The sequence below is a fragment of the Providencia sp. 6390 genome (assembly GCF_058148425.1).
The window spans coordinates 925679-943440 of the sequence record NZ_JBYVYL010000001.1 but is presented as its reverse complement, the minus strand read 5'-3'; the positions used below and the strand labels follow the sequence as shown (position 1 = coordinate 943440).

20 protein-coding genes are annotated in these 17762 nt (G+C 39.2%); 7 read left to right on the top strand and 13 right to left on the bottom strand.

The window, feature by feature from the left end; translation table 11 throughout:
- Window positions 1–262: 262 nt before the first annotated feature.
- The 3 genes from AC3Z9T_RS04545 to AC3Z9T_RS04535 form a co-directional block, all read right to left on the bottom strand.
- A complete protein-coding gene (locus AC3Z9T_RS04545; protein ID WP_490125009.1) occupies window positions 263–577 on the bottom strand; it encodes an AzlD domain-containing protein in 315 nt (104 codons plus the stop codon).
- Entirely contained in the window at window positions 574–1275 is a 702-nt protein-coding gene (locus tag AC3Z9T_RS04540) for an AzlC family ABC transporter permease (RefSeq protein ID WP_490125008.1), read from the bottom strand. Before AC3Z9T_RS04540 ends, AC3Z9T_RS04545 begins: the two co-directional genes overlap by 4 nt.
- A 174-nt stretch (window positions 1276–1449) precedes the next feature.
- On the bottom strand, window positions 1450–2271 hold the full coding sequence (locus AC3Z9T_RS04535; RefSeq protein WP_490125007.1) for an AraC family ligand binding domain-containing protein: 822 nt from the start codon (window positions 2269–2271) through the stop codon (window positions 1450–1452).
- A gap of 386 nt (window positions 2272–2657) precedes the next feature.
- Between AC3Z9T_RS04535 and leuE the strand changes: the two genes are divergently transcribed.
- Window positions 2658–3299, top strand: a complete 642-nt coding sequence (leuE, locus tag AC3Z9T_RS04530; RefSeq protein WP_490125006.1) for a leucine efflux protein LeuE — start codon at window positions 2658–2660, stop codon at window positions 3297–3299.
- A 58-nt stretch (window positions 3300–3357) separates the two neighbouring features.
- Here the strand turns inward: leuE and AC3Z9T_RS04525 are convergent, their stop codons facing one another.
- The 3 genes from AC3Z9T_RS04525 to AC3Z9T_RS04515 all read right to left on the bottom strand — a co-directional run bounded on the left by AC3Z9T_RS04525 (window position 3358) and on the right by AC3Z9T_RS04515 (window position 5459).
- On the bottom strand, window positions 3358–3816 hold the full coding sequence (locus AC3Z9T_RS04525) for a GNAT family N-acetyltransferase (RefSeq protein WP_490125005.1): 459 nt from the start codon (window positions 3814–3816) through the stop codon (window positions 3358–3360).
- 7 nt (window positions 3817–3823) lie between these two features.
- Window positions 3824–4453, bottom strand: coding sequence for a GrpB family protein (locus AC3Z9T_RS04520; protein ID WP_490125004.1), 630 nt, complete (start codon window positions 4451–4453; stop codon window positions 3824–3826).
- A 133-nt stretch (window positions 4454–4586) separates the two neighbouring features.
- Window positions 4587–5459 carry a DMT family transporter gene (locus AC3Z9T_RS04515; protein ID WP_490125003.1) on the bottom strand — a complete coding sequence of 291 codons (873 nt, stop codon included), beginning with the start codon at window positions 5457–5459 and terminating at the stop codon, window positions 4587–4589.
- A 100-nt stretch (window positions 5460–5559) separates the two neighbouring features.
- Between AC3Z9T_RS04515 and AC3Z9T_RS04510 the strand changes: the two genes are divergently transcribed.
- From AC3Z9T_RS04510 to AC3Z9T_RS04500, 3 genes are all read left to right on the top strand, one after another.
- Window positions 5560–6897: an aminotransferase-like domain-containing protein gene (locus AC3Z9T_RS04510; RefSeq protein WP_490125002.1), complete on the top strand. Its 1338-nt coding sequence runs from the start codon at window positions 5560–5562 to the stop codon at window positions 6895–6897.
- Between the two features lie 70 nt (window positions 6898–6967).
- A complete protein-coding gene (locus tag AC3Z9T_RS04505; RefSeq protein WP_490125001.1) occupies window positions 6968–7357 on the top strand; it encodes a cytidine deaminase family protein in 390 nt (129 codons plus the stop codon).
- 7 nt (window positions 7358–7364) lie between these two features.
- On the top strand, window positions 7365–7832 hold the full coding sequence (locus tag AC3Z9T_RS04500; protein WP_490125000.1) for an NUDIX hydrolase: 468 nt from the start codon (window positions 7365–7367) through the stop codon (window positions 7830–7832).
- A gap of 2 nt (window positions 7833–7834) precedes the next feature.
- Here the strand turns inward: AC3Z9T_RS04500 and AC3Z9T_RS04495 are convergent, their stop codons facing one another.
- Window positions 7835–8449, bottom strand: a complete 615-nt coding sequence (locus AC3Z9T_RS04495; protein WP_490124999.1) for a LysE family translocator — start codon at window positions 8447–8449, stop codon at window positions 7835–7837.
- A gap of 140 nt (window positions 8450–8589) precedes the next feature.
- Between AC3Z9T_RS04495 and AC3Z9T_RS04490 the strand changes: the two genes are divergently transcribed.
- Window positions 8590–9471 carry a LysR substrate-binding domain-containing protein gene (locus AC3Z9T_RS04490; protein ID WP_490124998.1) on the top strand — a complete coding sequence of 294 codons (882 nt, stop codon included), beginning with the start codon at window positions 8590–8592 and terminating at the stop codon, window positions 9469–9471.
- A gap of 139 nt (window positions 9472–9610) precedes the next feature.
- Complete coding sequence (gene ddlA, locus AC3Z9T_RS04485; RefSeq protein WP_490124997.1) at window positions 9611–10711, top strand: D-alanine--D-alanine ligase; 1101 nt, start codon at window positions 9611–9613, stop codon at window positions 10709–10711.
- Between the two features lie 45 nt (window positions 10712–10756).
- Here ddlA and AC3Z9T_RS04480 read toward each other — a convergent pair whose 3' ends face one another.
- The 6 genes from AC3Z9T_RS04480 to AC3Z9T_RS04455 form a co-directional block, all read right to left on the bottom strand.
- Window positions 10757–11818 carry an alpha/beta hydrolase family protein gene (locus AC3Z9T_RS04480; RefSeq protein ID WP_490124996.1) on the bottom strand — a complete coding sequence of 354 codons (1062 nt, stop codon included), beginning with the start codon at window positions 11816–11818 and terminating at the stop codon, window positions 10757–10759.
- A 97-nt stretch (window positions 11819–11915) separates the two neighbouring features.
- A complete protein-coding gene (locus AC3Z9T_RS04475) occupies window positions 11916–12689 on the bottom strand; it encodes a GNAT family N-acetyltransferase (RefSeq protein WP_490124995.1) in 774 nt (257 codons plus the stop codon).
- A gap of 3 nt (window positions 12690–12692) precedes the next feature.
- A complete protein-coding gene (locus AC3Z9T_RS04470; RefSeq protein WP_490124994.1) occupies window positions 12693–13793 on the bottom strand; it encodes an NAD(P)/FAD-dependent oxidoreductase in 1101 nt (366 codons plus the stop codon).
- A 306-nt stretch (window positions 13794–14099) separates the two neighbouring features.
- Window positions 14100–14471, bottom strand: a complete 372-nt coding sequence (locus tag AC3Z9T_RS04465; RefSeq protein ID WP_490124993.1) for a hypothetical protein — start codon at window positions 14469–14471, stop codon at window positions 14100–14102.
- Between the two features lie 175 nt (window positions 14472–14646).
- Window positions 14647–15810 carry an MFS transporter gene (locus AC3Z9T_RS04460; RefSeq protein ID WP_490125140.1) on the bottom strand — a complete coding sequence of 388 codons (1164 nt, stop codon included), beginning with the start codon at window positions 15808–15810 and terminating at the stop codon, window positions 14647–14649.
- A 125-nt stretch (window positions 15811–15935) separates the two neighbouring features.
- Entirely contained in the window at window positions 15936–16733 is a 798-nt protein-coding gene (locus AC3Z9T_RS04455) for an inositol monophosphatase family protein (protein ID WP_490124992.1), read from the bottom strand.
- A gap of 92 nt (window positions 16734–16825) precedes the next feature.
- Here AC3Z9T_RS04455 and AC3Z9T_RS04450 point away from each other — a divergent pair, with 92 nt between their 5' ends.
- Window positions 16826–17596, top strand: a complete 771-nt coding sequence (locus tag AC3Z9T_RS04450) for a DeoR/GlpR family DNA-binding transcription regulator (protein ID WP_490124991.1) — start codon at window positions 16826–16828, stop codon at window positions 17594–17596.
- Window positions 17597–17762: the final 166 nt, after the last annotated feature.

The window sequence follows — 17762 nt, the reverse complement described above, 5'->3', positions numbered from 1 at the left end:
AATGATCTCATCTGTATTTCAAATCAACCACCAAGGCTGAAATTTAAAAATAGTGTAATTTTGAGGTGAGGATATTAGAAGGAATATGGGGGTATGTAAAGCTAGCTATTTTTACTGGTCATATTTCAAGTTGCAGGTTTTTCATTAAGGTATTATGACTACGCTAGGCTCATCGAGTCACAGTGTTTATCTATGCTCCCCACCTATCTTCACCTGTCGCCTACCTGCAAATCGAATTATTTAGAATATATACCCCATAAAATCAGCCAATAAAGTAAATCAAACAATAGAAAAAGACTAATGTTAGCCCAACGGTCACTAACATATTGCGGATGAGTGATGCAGCGACAACACAGAACAGAGCTCCCCATAGATATGGGTTATCAGGAAAATCGCGCAGTTGATGGTTTTCTAAAAGGATTACGGGTGCGCAGATGGCAGTTAAAAGGCAAGGGGCGGAGTAACTTAGCGCCTGTCTGATAAATAGAGGTAACCTAACAGGTAACTGCGGGATCAGAAAAATATAACGCAGAGAGAAAACGATGATGGTGAGTGAAATAATTAATACCCAAATCATTTTTCTTCCTTAAGTAAACGAGAGACCAAAACAGAGACACACATCCCACCAACGCCAGCAATCACAATAGCACTGCTAATTGAATAAAGTGAAAGGATTACCGCAACAACCAGTGAAAAGAGTACACCACAAATGGTACTCATTTTTTTGGTCAGTGGTACAACGATGGCTAATAGTGTCGCGACAACAGAAAAATCCAAATGCAATCGGTTAAGATCAGTAATGAAATTAGCCATGACGATGCCACATAGGCTAGTGATCAGCCACACAATATAAAAACTAAAACCTGCACCAAATAAGTAAGGGAAACTTAAAGGTTGTCTCTTGGCAGCGCTGATGGCGAATAATTCATCGGTTAATAAAAAGCCAATACTTAGGCGCTCTGTCGTCGTAAAGTTTTTTACATGGGGTCGCATAGTGAGGCCATACAGCAAATGTTGTGATGTAATGAAAAACACAGAGATGATAATTGTAAGATAGCCAGCACCTGAATTTAATAAACCTAACGTGACGAGTTGAGCCGCCCCCGCAAAGATCATCATTGACATGGAAATGCTTTGCCAGAACGAAAGCCCTGCCTCTACCGCCATTGAACCCGCTAAAATCCCCCACGGAATGACGGCTAAATTTAATGGCGTCATATGCATTGACCCATCAATAAAAGCACGTTGCCAATGGCGACGCTGTTGTAACTGCATTGATTTAATACCTTTTTTGATGTTTTTTTTATCTTACAGGTGTTGTTATGCAGGATATAGAATAAAATTGCTCTTTTCTTGTCATACTTCAAGTTGTAGCTTCGTTGACTACACTCTCTCGCGCTAGCCACATACTTATGTATGCTTCTAATAACTCGTCTAGCTTATAGTTATTTAATTGATTTGATGTTGAATATATTGACTAGGTGTAACACCAATAGCTTGCTTAAAATGGCGGGTGAAGTGGCTTTGATCAGAAAAACCGCATTGGCTTGAGACATCCGCTGGTTTTAACCCCTGAAGGAGTAATTTTTTTGCTTTGTATAATCTTGCTTGAATTAAAAATGCATGTGGTGTGGTACCTGTATGCAATTTAAATTGTCTTAGAAAATGCCACTGACTAAAACCTGCTATCGTTGCTAATTCAGCTAATGAATGTTCTTGTTCGGCGGTACTCATCATCAAGTCGCAAATATTTTGCATATTTTGTTTGGCAGGGCTAATGTCTTGAATCTGTAATCGACTTTTATTGTATTTTAAAATTAACCAACTCATTGAAGAAAATAATAAGGTCTCTTTAAATAAGGTGTTGTTTGGTTGTAACAGTAAATCAAATAGTAAGCTGAGTTGAGTTGCTAAGCCGACATCATGAATAACTGCGTTTGGGAACCAAGGCGTAACACCATAGTTTTCCATATTTAGATCTAATGTTAAACGCTCAAACATTTCTGGTGTTGGGTAAATGGCTTTATAGGCCCAACCACTGGTAACGGCAGAAGAGCCTGTATGGATTTCATCTGCATTGACGATAATAATATCGCCTTTCGGCGCATAGTGATTTTCGCCAGTACGAAAAAATTGTTGTGCGCCTTCCTCAATCACACCAATACAAAAACCTTCATGGCTATGTCGTGAAAATTTTTGGTGATGGTATTGAGCTTGGATCATTTCTAATCCTTGTAGCTCTTGTATATGAAAATAGTTGGCACTGTCCAATTTAAGTCCCTGCAGAATTCAAAAATAAAAGCAATTAAATCAATAATAGTTATACCGTTAATCGTGATGAGTTTCACTATCACTTTTAACTATCATGTTTCAGTGTATAAATTCAAAATAAATTATAAAAATGGAATAAAAAACTGTTTTCATGCTAGAAACAACAGGGTTCTAATTGCTATGATTTAATTGAAATATAAATCTATATTAATGTATATTTTTAGTGTTTATAAGTGGCGTTGTGGTGTGAGTGTGGGTTATATGCCCATATTTTTATTTGCATCTGGTGTTATCTTTTACAGTTCAATAAACCCGTGTATCATAGTCACTATCAAGTAGATATGTTTCTTTTTTGTTATAACTTTTATTAAGTTAGCGGGTTCTCTATGCTTGAAAATTTCGGTATCACAAATTTATGGACTTATTTAATTGGTGTGATTTTTATTACACTTGTTCCAGGCCCTAATTCTTTATTTGTGTTAACTAGTAGTGCAAAGTATGGCATAAAAAATGGCTACAAAGCAGCATTAGGCGTATTTACGGGTGATGCGATACTGATTTTTTTATCATTTTTAGGGGTAGCCTCATTAGTAAAAACATCGCCTATCTTTTTTAGCGTGATTAAGTATGTGGGGGCGACTTACTTATTTTATTTAGGTGTAAAAACGCTTTACAGTGTTTTTCATAAAAAAGAGCAGGTCACTGATGTTGATGCTATTGTTTTGGCGACCAAAGGGACATATCAAAAAGCGGTATTTTTAAGCCTACTCAATCCTAAAATGATCATTTTTTATGTGTCGTTTTTTATACAATTTATTGACCCAGTTTACCCAAATGCAGGTATCCCATTTTTTATTTTGGGTAGTATCTTGGAAACCTGCAGCATGATTTACTTGTCATTGCTGATCTTTGGTGCAGTTGCTGTGACGAATATGGTTAAACATAACCAAAAACTCTCTAAGCTATCTAATAGTTGCATTGGTGCGGTGTTCTTAATGTTTGGTGCTAAACTCGCATTAGCAGCTTAAATACTGATAATTAATTTTATTTATGCCGGCCATTTTTATGGCCGGTTTTTTTATTCAATCAGCGTTTCATTACCGTGACCTGCTCATCATTAGCTATAGTTTGTTGTACATCAATCCATCCCATTCGACGATAAAGTGCCTGCATATCTGGCGTGTACAAATATAAAGATTCATCAGAGCACTGTTTGAATTTGTCATAAAGCTGCTCAATGAGTTGGCGTCCAATGCCTTTACCACGTACAGATGGCACCGTGATGATTTCACCCATCCACCATGTGGCATTTGGAATATTAGTGAGTTCATTCAATATGATACTTGCTGTAGTCAGTAATTGCCCATTATCATCGACAAAGCAAGCAACGCTTTGCGGGATAGGGGCCGTGATACGTGCAATTAAGCGTTGACGGATATTAGACATATCATTCCATGAAGCAAGCTCATGCCATTCAGCGTGCAGAGTATTCACGATCTGCTCGATAAGTTGAACATGGCTTTCATTTAAAATAACAAAATGCATAGATAACCTAATAATTAATACTGAGTAATTCAGGTAAAGTGGTGTCTAATTCAGCAAATATGCGTTGATAGATTTGTTTGACTATCTCGTTTTTATTCAGGTTATATGCCGCAACATCGTTGACTCCCACCTTAGCTGAAAGTTTAGTTTCTGCATATAAAGCTAAATCTTTTGGATGTGTGATTAACCAATGACGAAACAACAGGTGGCGTAAATGCTCAGGGCTATTTTGTGGGAACACATGCAGATTTACTCGTGGTTCTGCTAAGCGTAGCATTCGATGCTGATACCACGATGGTTCTCTTACTGTCAGTTGATAACCTAAGCTCTCTAAGGCCGCGAGATAACTTTCTTCATCATTAGGTGATTGAACAATCAGGTCAATATCAATAACAGGTTTTGCTGCTAGGGTTGGTACTGCGGTTGAGCCAACATGCTCGATACTAATAAATTGATTCGCAAGTACATCACTAATTGTTTGTTTTTGCTGAGCAAAAATTAGTGGCCATTCATCATTATATTCTACAACATCAATTTGTTCTGGTTGAGGCTTACCGTTTACCCAAGGGTTTTCATTCGGATCACCGTCTAAAAATGTCATTATCTGCTGCTTATACTGCTCGATGGATATTGTCATACATAATTCCACTACGATTGGCCATAATCATTCAATCATATCCAAACAATAGTTAAATGATCGCGCTTTAAGTGCATTAATTTGATGGAAAACTGTGCGATGTAGCTATTAATTCACACAGTTTTTGTATTTTTTAACGGCTAAAATGTTTTGAACCCGCAACACAAATGATCACACCCAATGTTGAAATAATCATCAAGGTGTTAACCGATTCATTAAGTAGCCATGCAGAAATCATGAGCCCCATAAAAGGCTGTAATAACTGTAGTTGGCTGACACCAGTAATACCACCTTCGGCTAATCCGCTGTACCAAAAGAAAAAACCAATTAACATACTAAATAGTGCAACATATCCGAGTCCTCCCCATGCAAAAGTAGGAACAGAATTCAAACCAGCTGGCCAAAGTAATAGACAAAGAATTAGCATAATCGGTAATGATATAACGAGCGCCCAACAGATGACCTGCCAACTACCTAAATGTTTTGACAGTTTTGCGCCTTCCGCATAACCGAGGCCACACAATAATACAGAGGCAATCATATATAGGTCTCCTATTAATGTACTGCTTCCTCCTTGGAAATAGGCAAATCCCATCACAAAAACACTGCCAAGTACCGAAAAAAACCAAAATGCTTTACGAGGCCGCTCGCCACCGCGTAGAACACCAAAAATAGCTGTAGATAAAGGCAGCAACCCCAAAAAGACCATAGAATGTGCAGAAGTCACATGTTTTAAGGCGAGGGCGGTTAAAAATGGAAAGCCAATGACGACGCCGAATGCAACAACAGTTAATCCAATAATGTATTGTTTGTGTGGTAATTTTTGACGAAATAGCATTAAGATCAACACAGAGAGTAATCCGGCGATAGCGGCTCGGCTAGCGGTTAAAAAATCAGGAGCAAATCCTGTTAAAGCTGCTTTCGTTGCAGGGAGTGAACCACTAAAAATAGCAACGCCAATAAAGCCGTTTATCCAACCGCGTGTAATGTGAGAATGTGATGTCATATTGATTACCTACTTGATCTATAGCTATGTTTTGGCTTGAGTTCACCTAAACTAATCGAGATAATTATGACAATCAAAAAATTGTCATAGGTACAATTAAATGGCACAGTCTCGATATAAAAGTTATGTAGATGATTTAGCGAGTAGGATCCACAGTGGTGAATTAGCACCTGGTACAAGGCTGCCAACACATCGTGCTTTTGCCAAGCAGAATGGTATTTCATTAGTGACAGCGTCACGTGTATATCGTGAGCTGATTGAACAAGGGCTAGTGAGCGGTGAAACCGGAAGAGGCACATTTGTTCGGGATATTAGTTTATTACCGACATCAAGTATTGAGCATGATATCGTGCCAACAATGTTAGATCTTAATTACATTTACCCAGTAGAAAGTGAGCAAACACAAAGGTTAAGAGAGGCACTACGTCACTTCTCTTCAGGCGGAGATTTAGAAAGTTTTCTTCATTATTTACCCCATGTGGGCCGTCGCCATGAAAGAGCTATTTTTGCGAACTATCTTGCTCAAAGAGGGATAAAACAGATAGATCCTGACCAAATTGCGATTGTCGGTGGTGCACAGCATGGTCTTGCGACGATTGTGTTAGGTATTTTTAGCCCTGGTGATGTGATTGCTGTTGATACGTTAACTTATCCGGGGTTTAAAGCATTAGCAAAGATTTATCATATTGATCTTGTTGTCGTACCAGCCACAGCAACAGGGCCAGACTTGGTTGCATTTGCGAAATTGTGTAAACAAAGAAATATTCGTGGTTATTATGCAATGCCTACACTTCATAATCCGCTAGGATGGGTACTCGATTTGCCAACACGGAATGCCATTATCCAACTAGCTAAGCAGCATCATTTTTGGTTAATTGAAGATGGCTCTTACGCTTATCTACAGCATCCGGCTCCACCTACGTTTGCTCAGCTTGCACCGGAAATAACCTTTTATGTTACTGGGTTTTCAAAAAATATTGCAACAGGATTACGAGTGGGTATGGTGGTTGCGCCTAAACAACAGATCTCAGAAATCGAACGAGTAATTCGCATCACAACGTGGAATACACCTGCAATTACCACCGCGATTGTTTGCTATTGGATAGAAAATGGTGAAGTAGAAAAATTAGAACGTAAAAAGCGGCGAGATACCAAGGCTCGACAAAAAATAGTGAAACAGGTTTTGAATAAAATAGATTATATCGCCCATGAATATAGTTATTTTGTTTGGATCCCTTTGCCTGAGGGCGTTCGTGCTGAAGCTTTAGTGAGTCGATTAAAACAGGTCAATATTGCGGTTAGCACAGCGGAGTCCTATGCAGGGGGACAAACATATCCGCAAGCTATTAGGGTAGCTATCAGCTCAATTTCACATGAGCAGCTAAGAGCTGCATTAGTGCAAATTCAATCCTCAGTGTTGTATTTAATCGATTTGTGAGAGCGCACGATAGGCTTTTAACTTGTTTAGCATTTTGCAATAGACTGAGCTTATAGGTAAAGAGGGCTCTATGAAACATCTAGTGGAAATAGCTAAAAGATATGCCAAACCCATTGTGGTTAGTCGTTATATTGAATGTGGTTATGTTGCTGCTGCATTAGAAACAGAAGATGGTGAGGTTTATACAGGGATCAGTATCGATACGTCATGTTCTTTAGGATTTTGTGCAGAACACGGTGCAGTTGCAGAATTGCTTAAAGCAGGTAAATCAGTGGTTAAAGCGATGGTCGCTGTCGATTCAACAGGAAACGTTGTACCTCCTTGTGGCCGCTGTCGTGAATTGGTCAGTCAGTTATCGAGTAAAAATAAGCAAACGCGAGTTGCGGTTGCTAATGATACTGAAATGACTTTGGCGCAGTTAATGCCATATGATTGGAAAGCAACGCTAAATAAGGAGTGATGAGGCAATGGAACAACAATGTAAACATTTTACAGCGACAGCGATGATCCGTAATTATAAGGGGGAATTTTTATTACATGAACACCCTAAATTAGGCTTCTGGTTGCCACCGGGAGGACATATTGAAGAAAATGAAGAGCCTCAAGATGCAGTGATCCGTGAAGTACTCGAAGAAACAGGCTTAATGTGCCGAGTGATTGATTGCGCGTATCCGACAAAAACCAAAATACAATTGACTGAGCATGTATGTGCTTTACCCATTCCTTTCGCTATTTTGAAAGAGTTTATTATAGATAATAAGCGGGGTAATCACTGGCATATTGATATGGTGTATTTGTGTGAGTTAATCACACCGGAAAAGAAACCTACTGAGCAGTTTAAATGGATATCGTTTGAGGAACTTGCCAGACTCAATATTCCGAGTGATTTATTACAGCTGGCAAGCATGATTAATGAGTCGAATTTACTGAAATAAAGTTACTTTATATTAAAAAAAAGTAGTGAAATACCAAGCATCATCAATAATGTGCCAATCACTTTATCCATAACTAATTGATAGTTAAGTATACGGCTACGTATGGTTGGTGCGGCAAAAAATAAGGCAATCAAACTGAACCATAGCCAATGGGTAAACGAAATAAACAACCCATAGCTGAAATTAAGCCACTGTGAATTGTTGTTTTGGATAACTTGGGTGTACACAGATACAACAAACAACATGGTTTTTGGGTTTAAGGCATTGGTTAAAAAACCCATTCTAAACGCAGCTAGTGGTGAAGGTTTAATAAAATCGCCACTTTCGGTGCTAATTTTTTGTTTATTGGTGAATGATTTAAAACCAATATAGATCAAGTAGCCAACGCCGAATAGCTTCACAATGCTGAAGAGCACGGGGGATCCCATAATAATCAATGTCACACCAAATATGGTATAAAGCACATGAACTTGTACGCCAATAGCAATACCTAATGCAGCGAGTAAGCCTATTTTTGTACCATAGGCATAGCTGTTGCGTGTGACCATAGCAAAATCAGGGCCCGGGCTTATAACAGCTAAAATAGTAATAGTTGCCACTGCAATCAGTTCATTCATTTTATATTCCTCTGATAGGCAATAAAAACTGACATAAATATTTTTCCTTTATCTTTTTGATTAAGCCTATTATCAATAGATTGTATTTAGTTAAAAAGCGATTTATGCTGACGCAAATCTGTCAGTTTTTGTAACCTATAATGAAACTACCTCCATTATCTTCATTACGTTTTTTTGATATTGCCGCTCGTAGTGGCAGTTTTGTGAAGGCCGCTCAAGAATTACATGTCACTCACAGTGCTATCAGCCGGCAAATACGTTTGCTTGAGGAACATATTGGCGTTGAGTTGTTTGAACGGCGCAATCGTGCCGTTTTTTTAACGTCAGCCGGTAAAACGCTTTACCAAACCACCCGTGAAATGTTTTCACAGTTAGAAAAAACACTCGGTGAATTACAGAATGTTGACGATCGTAATGTGGTGAGTATTTCATGTGAGCCAACCATTGCGATGAAATGGTTAATTCCACGGCTAACTCAGTTTTATCAACTGTTTCCGCATATTACTGTGCACTTAGTTGCTGCGGGTGGTGCTATTGATTTCGCTAAAACAGGGGTTGATTTAGCCTTACGGCGTAATGATTTCAAATGGAATAATGATGTTTATGCCGAAGAGATTTGTCGTGAAAAAATGGGGGTGGTACAGCGACCGGACGTAGACTGGCAAAATCAAACCTATGATATCGCATTATTGTATCCTGCTTCTCGCCCATCAGTTTGGTCTCAGTGGCAACAACAAATGGGGCGTTTTCATCAAGTCACTCGACAAGTTTCTTATGAACATTTCTATTTATGTATTCAGGCAGCTATTTCAGGACAAGGGGTTACCGTTGCCTCATTTTTGATGGTTGAGGATGAATTGCAATCGGGGCAATTAGTCGCTCCGCAGGGATTTATTGAAGATGGATCTGCTTATTATCTATTAGCACCAAAAGCACCGATTCATGGTAGTGCGTTGGCTTTTTTTATAGGTTGGCTAAAACAGTGTTTACAACAAAGTGAGATATTAACGCAAAAAGAGTAACGGTCATTTTACTTTTGCGATTAATTGTTTATTCTTTCGGCGAATCTATGTGAAAAATAAAGATTTTGTCCCATAACCATTTCTTGACGTGTTATATTTTCCGACTGGGTTTTGTCGGTTTCTTAAGGTGGAGTGAGTGATGAGTAAATTACGGGTTGGTGTTATTTTTGGCGGTAAGTCAACGGAGCACGAAGTTTCATTGCAATCAGCGAAAAACATTATCAATGGTCTCGACCGCAATAAGTTTGATGTATGCCTTATTGGGATTAATAAACAAGGGCATTGGCATGAATATGATGAAGCGAATTTTTTAGTTCATGCGAACGATCCTTCTAAAATTGCATTGAATACACCTAAACGCAGTATAGCTATCATCCCAGGTAAAACGACACAGCAATTTATTTCACTCGAAGATGCTCAGCCACTTCCGCAAATCGATGTTATTTTCCCTATCGTTCATGGCAATTTAGGTGAAGATGGCTCGTTACAAGGGCTATTACGTATGGCTAATTTGCCTTTTGTTGGCCCTGGCGTTTTAGGCTCATCAGCCTGTATGGATAAAGATGTCACTAAGCGTTTGTTACGTGATGCAGGTTTGCAGATTGCACCCTTTATAACTTTACTGACTGCCGATCGTGAAACTGTTACCTATGATGAAACAGTTAAACAATTAGGGCTACCTTTATTTATTAAACCAGCGAATCAAGGCTCTTCTGTCGGTATCAGTAAAGTCACTAATGAGTCAGAATTTAAAGCAGCTCTTGATTTTGCATTCTTATTTGATGTGAAAGTGCTTATTGAAAGTGCGGTGAAAGGGCGCGAAATAGAATGTGCAGTATTGGGCAATGAGCAGCCGTTGGCTAGCCCTTGTGGTGAAATAGTCCTGCATGACAGTTTCTATGCATATCATACAAAATACATCGATGAGAACGGCGCTTCTGTCGTCGCACCAGCCGATTTAACGGTAGATGTAAGTCATAAAATAAGGGAAATTGCACTACAGGCTTATCGCGCCTTAAATTGCTGTGGTATGTCTCGAGTAGATGTGTTTTTGACAGAAGATAACCAAATTGTTATTAATGAAATTAATACATTGCCTGGTTTTACCAATATTAGTATGTACCCAAAATTGTGGCAGCAAGGCGGGATGACTTATCAAGAGCTGATCAGTCGATTAATCGAACTTGGTATTGAAAAATATCAACAAAGTGCTGCCCTAAAAACCGCTTGCGATGCTTAATTAAAGATTGATTTGGCTGAGACAGACTTTGCTCAGCCAAATTGGTTAATCAGCACAAGTCGGTTGCCAGTCTTTAGGTAAGGTGATGGGTTGCTGTTTCAGCCAATCAATAATGAATGGCAGTGCATATGGGGTATAACCTTCACGACCTGAATAGAGAAAATAGGCTTTTTTCCACCATGGCCATTGGCTATCGAGTTGGTAATTAAAAAGCGATGCGTTAAGCAGCCCGTGAGTGCTATTTTTCACTACCACAACGGTACTATTAGGCTTATCTGCCAATAGTTTTTCATAGCGACATGCATCGGCTTGTGCATTAACATTGAGATCATCTTTTCCCCATATGGCAAGCATACGACCATTCATTTTAGGAATATCTTGTGATGCATCGCTTAAAAAGCTTCGATCAACAAATTTGAAGCGCTCAAGGGACATATCAGGACTAGTTTTTGGGTCGTGGCTACCATTGACACCAAAAATAGCATCATAAGATTGCAGCTGTTTTGTGACTTGTCGGTCAATTTTAGATTTTTCTATGCCTTCTTGAGCGAGTCGAATGCGGTGATAAAAGGCACCTTGATCGCGCCAGTTGACGGCTCCGCCAACAATCACTGAAAAATCAGGTGAGCTTTGTGACGCAGCAATGGGGATCACCCATCCGGCCTGAGAAAAGCCAAAATAGCCAATAGAAATTGAAGGCGATGGGTATTTTTCACGTAACAGCGTTAAAGCCGTTTTTGCTTCATCAGCACGACCAGCCATTGTTTGATCGAGCCAATTACCTTGACTCTCACCAATACCCGCTTTATCCCAACTGAACACGGCAATACCGTTATCAGCGAACGTATTAATTAACGGCAAATAACCTGAATTTGAAAAGCGGTCTTGTGAACCATCACCATGAACAAATATCGCGATTGCAGTCGGTTGGCCTGAGCTTGGTAGTACAAGTGTGCCAGATAATAAATTACCGTCTGCTTTAAAACTAATGTCAGTTACTTGGTTTTTATCTAAATCAAAATCATCGAATCGTCCAGTAAAGACAACAGCTGCAATGATGATGAAAAGAGGCAATAGTATATACAATAGCTTACGTTTATATTTCATACAAAAACCACTCAAATAATTAGACTAAATAGTCTAATTATTGTTTGGAATGATTGCAATCAGCTTACTTGATATTTTTTATATAGGTTACCTAGGCCTATTTGCACCAGACATAATTGATATAGCGGAACATGGGTTCGAAACCGAATTTCTTGTACAGATCAAAACCTGCTTCAGATGCATCCAAGAAACAATGCTCAACACCTTGTTGGCGACAGAATGCCAATGCATATGCAATGAGCTGGGAAGCATAGCCATTACCTTGATGAGAAGGTGCAGTGCCGATATCGTCGAAACGAGCCAATGTTCCTTCAATAGTTACTGTCATTGAAGTCGCTGGGGAGCCGTTAACCAGTAGCACTAAATGGAACTGTGGTGCGCCTTGTAGCAATGCATCTTCATGATAACGAACATACTCGTTAATGACTTGATCATGCTCTTCAGAGAGATAAAAGGCAGAAACGAGTGGTTTAGCCCATAACGAAAGGTCATGATTAGCAAATACAATATCAACCTGATTCTCAGGGAGCTTAACTGGACGTTGTTTATCGAGTGATAAAGCCATGGCAGTTGTTACGCTGTCACGTTTATATCCTAAAGAAAGTGCTTCCGTAACGACCTCGGGTAGCATTTCTTCAGGTATAACTAATGTATGGTTTTTCTTTTGTGCAACAAATAGGCTATGCGCTTGTTTAAATGCCTGAATTGATGACTCAGGCTGGAGGTAGATAAAGTTAAATACGGGCGAATTTAATGGTGTAAGGTAACAAATTGTATGTTGTTCGATCTGGATGCTGTGTTCACAAATCGATGTCCAAAATGTTTTTTCGATGGACTGATAATGCCTTAAATAGTAGAGCGGTATATTCATGTCTCAGTTACCTGACGCAAAGCGAGTTAATCGATATGGGCGAAGTGCCGCCTGTTCCGTACCATGTATTATTTCCTCTTGCGCCAAATGACAGATCAATGGTGCAAGGGTGATAGCTGCGTGCATACTTATAATATATAAACCACTAAAATCAGCAACTTTACCAACAATTGGCATCTCATCTTGTGGCATAGGTCGCATTCCAATGTAAGCGTTTTCTAGACTTAGTGTACTGGTAGCTATAAATGAATTTTGGATCACAGATAGGGCATTTTGTGCGATATTTATTGCGCTGTGCTCAGGTTGTTCATCAATATAATCTTCCGCACATAGCGTATTTCCATCCAATGTTGGCCTAACTTCCATTTCGGGTGTAGAAATAATGTGCTTCATAGCTGGCGTTGCTGCACTGTCATGGAAATGGACAATAATTGACGGTGATGGTGAGATAGGAAGGTTCATCTGTAGGGCGATGAACAGTTCAATAGCACCAACACCTGCTGTCACGATGGTTTGATCTGCATATAAATTACCCGATGACGTTGTGACACCAACAATCTTATTATCTTCATGCAATAATTGCTGTACATGAGTGTTTGGTAAATAATTAACACCTTGACGAATAGCGAGATCAAGCAATGTATTTGTGACGTAAACAGGGTCAACACAACCTTCGTCCACACTAAAAGCAGCAAGTTCAGGCAAAACTCGTAAGTTAGGTTCAATAGCCTGTAATTGTGTTTGGGTGAGAGCTTCAATATTAAAACCTGTTTCATTGTGAGATTCTATAAATTGACGTGTTGCATCAGTGCTAGTTTGCCAACTAATCGCACCACACCAATTCACCTTGAGCTCACCTTGGGTTAATTTATCGAGAGAACGCCATTCACTCAGTGCTTGCTTTCTGAATTGGCTGTAGCCATTAGGGCGACCATAGGAAACATTGAGCCAAGCAAATGCATGTTGAGTCACACCCAGTGCCGCATCCGATTTATCGATGAGTGTAATTTTTCCGGTATAGCTACGGGATAAGTACCAAGCAAGAGTGGTTCCAACAATTCCTGCGCCTATAATGATGATGTTCTTGTTTTTGTGTTGAGTCATTGTGTACCAAAGGTTGTTGAATATAATGGTTGAGATAAGATTATTGGAAGCAAAATAAATAGAATAGTCAGTTTGTTGTTATATATACAATATTATACTCAAAATGAATATAAGTATTCTAATGATTCATATGTATCAGCATTGGTGTATGAAAATAGGTAGTCTATCGTTTTTGATGGGCTATTTGTATTTTAGGGGACTACCGAAAATACTCAATATGAGCATACTAAAGTAATATTAATGGCATTAGTAAATAGCAATCATTGATGCTCATTTGGTAGATGACCTAGCTGATATTATTAGAACTTACTGTATCCGAATCAGCTGTCGAGAGCATGAACCTGAAGATTTTGGAGCAACATACATTGTTTTGGAGTCTCCATTGACACCTATCGTCACTTGCCAATTGTCTCTTTGACTAATTTGGCAATGAAAAAGCCCGTTGCTGTACCAGATTTCATCATTAGCAGTGATAATTCTGACTCCCCACTGAAATTGGTCGTGTGTCATGAACACAAAATGTTCTACATTAGGTAATACTTGTCTAACTTTAAGGTTATAAAATTCTTTTGTTGAAGGCACTCCTATATCGTCAGAACTACGTATTAGCCTAAATAATTTTAAATCTTCATTCCAAAAATTCTCTATTGTTATAATACCTAACGGTAGGTAATTCATAATATGACTCCCTCATTTAGTTTTAAGCAATAGGAAAGTTAATTTATTTGAAGAGAGTAAACAACGTTATTAAATAGTAATTAATGTGGTTAACAGTTAACTTAAAATATATTAATTTGTGCAATTTAAACCTAAAAACCATCTGTTATTAAACCGATGGTTTTTAGGCGGCGTGTCAAACTCTGACTAATTTAGTCACAAAAGCAATGACAACTAGTAATCCTGCTATCATTAGTAAAGCAGTGGCTAACGTGAATTGAAAAGCAACAAAGCCAATCGCCGCTGGACCCGCGAGGATCCCAAGGTAACCCAATGTAGAAACGGCAGGTACAGCTAACGCTTCTGGCATGGTATTTTGTTTACCTATTGCTGAAAACATCACAGGAACAATGTTTGAACAACCTGCACCAACCAATGCATAGCCTAAGATCGCAATCGTTAAATAAGGTGATAATACAGCAATAATAAAACCAACGCAGGCTAATAACCCCCCCAAAAAGACCACTCGAGCAGAACCAACACGCATCACAATTTTATCGCCAGTTAGGCGGCCAATGGTCATTGTCGTGGCGAAGGCAGCAAATCCCAAACCTCCAAGTGATTCTTTTAAGCCGTGGTGTTCAATTAAAAAGACCGCGCTCCAATCAAGAACAGTTCCTTCGGCAAGAAAAACTGCAAAACAAATAATACCGATAATTAAAACGATACCTTTTGGAAGAGCAAGTAGAGGGCCTGTTGGTGCATGAGCGTATTTTAAAAAACCTTTAAAACTAATTAAGAGTAGAAAGAGGGAGATCAATGAAATGATCGTTGCGGCAGCAATAGGGGGGATACCAATGAGTAATATTGCGCTCATAGCACCCGCACCAGCAATGCCTCCGACACTATAGAACCCATGAAAGCCAGACATGATCGGTTTATCTGAGGCTTTATCGACAATAACAGCTTGTATATTCATGGCACAGTCAGTCAGCCCAATGCCGATACCAAAGAGCAATAAACCTGCTATGAGCATACTGACATGTGAAATAGCGGGTAAAAGTGGCAAGATAAGACAGAAACCAATAGTCGATGCAACCATCAATCGGCGGCAACCGAACTTAGCGGCAAGTGCTCCAGTTAAAGGCATCGCGATTAACGCGCCAACACCAAAGCACAATAGTAATAGACCAAGCATAGCGTCATTTGCACCAGTATTGGTTTTCACAAAAGGAACCAATGCTGCCCATGAAGCTGTTGCGAAACCAGCAATGAAGAAAATTATTCGCGTTGCCACTTGCTCTTTTTTAGCGGGTGGCATTGCTGGTGATGTTGCTAATAGTTCAGAAGATAGAGTCATTTTATCAATATATTTTGTAATACTCGTCATACTTCAAGTTATAGTGCCTTTAGTTAAGACATAGTGGATACACAGGTTAGTAACTCACTACCGCACCTTGAAATAAATAGAGTAGAGTGATTAAATTATCCATGATTAAGGATATCTAAAACGTGTCCATGCAAAATAGGGCATCCAGTGGCTAGTATAGCGCCACCTTTTTCAGCTCGATTGCCATCAAGTGTTGTGACGCAGCCCCCCGCTTGTTCAATAATAGGGATTAAAGGAACGATATCATAGGGTTCTAGTGCGAAATCGAAACAGATATCAATTCGTCCTGCCGCCAGCATCGCCATGGCGTAGCATTCACCACCATAACGTGTCATTAACACTCTTTTTGTGAGTGCAGTAAAGTGAATATTTTTGTGACTGTCGATAGGTTCGGGGGAGTTAGTATGCAAAATGGCTTGCTCAAGAGTGACGTTTTTACGAGTTTGCAATTGAAAATGGCCATGATGGCTACTTGTCCAACTTCCTGAATCATCAGCCCAAAAACGTTCGCCAATATAAGGCTGACTCATCATACCCATTGTTGCTTTACCATCAACAGTTAACCCAATTAGATTTGCCCAAAGCGGTAATCCACATAAAAAAGGGCGAGTACCATCAATAGGATCTAATACCCATTGAATAGGACTATCACCGGTTATGCCATATTCTTCACCCATAATAGAATGTTCTGGATACATTTTTGTGATGTGTTCACGCATTAATTTTTCAGCCAATTTATCCGCTTGTGTTACAGGATCAAATTGATAATCTGCTTTAGGTTTGTTTTCTAAAACGGTCAGTTCATGAGTTCGGTAGTGTTCTAGTGATGCTTTACCTGCAATATTAGCGAGCTCATGCAGAAAAAAGCTATCTACCAGTGATTGTCGTGACATAGGAAGATCCTTATTGAATGTAGGGTACCAATTAATTTGACATCTTTTCTTGCTCGACTATGATGTTTTTAGTTTAGCTATAGGATGATTTTATGCTCGATTATGCCGCTTTTCCAGATCAAAGACAAAAAAAAATACGTCAGCTCCTAAAAGATGATGGACGGGTGATTTGCACTGTTCTTGCCCGAGAAATGGATGTTTCAGAGCACACAATTCGCCGTGATTTAAATGAATTAGCGGAAGAGGGGGTTTGTAAGCGAGTACATGGTGGAGCTGTTAGCGTGCTTGAGGCATCAGGAACATTCGAGCAAAGAATCGGGCAAAATCAAGCGGAAAAAATCAAAATCGCGCATAAATGTGCAAGTTTGATCAAAAGTAGTACATGTATTTTTCTTGATTCAGGCTCTACTAACCTTGAGATTGCACGCTGCATTTCAGAAGAGCTGAAGATCACAGCGGTTACAAATTCACCCTCAATTGCAGTTGAATTGATGAAAAAACCACTTTGTGAGGTGATTATTATTGGTGGTAAGGTGAATACACAAATTGGTGCGAGTGTTGGTAATAGTTCAACACATCAAGTACGACAGATATATTTTGACCAGTGTTTTATAGGTGGTTGCGCTCTAGATCCACAAATAGGGGTAACCATTTTTGATTATGAAGAAGCTGAATTTAAAAAAGCACTTATTGAGCAAAGTAATCACATTATTATGGGGGTTACTGCAGACAAATTACCGGGTGCTGCAAGGTATGTCGTTGCTAGCTGTCAACAAATATCGACTTTGGTGATGAACAAGAAAATATCAATTGATTTACATCAGTTGTTAGTACAGATGGACATACAGATTTTGTTTGCGTAATAGCACTAAAAAACGGCACGGCGATGGTTTGCTGTGCCGGAGATGTTGCTTTTATAATAGGACAATTGACTTGTGATACTTCAAATAGCCGTGTTTTGGCTTAACGACAGTCTAAATACTTAAGATATATATTTTTAAAAGTCCCAAGTGCTGACAACAGAAATTG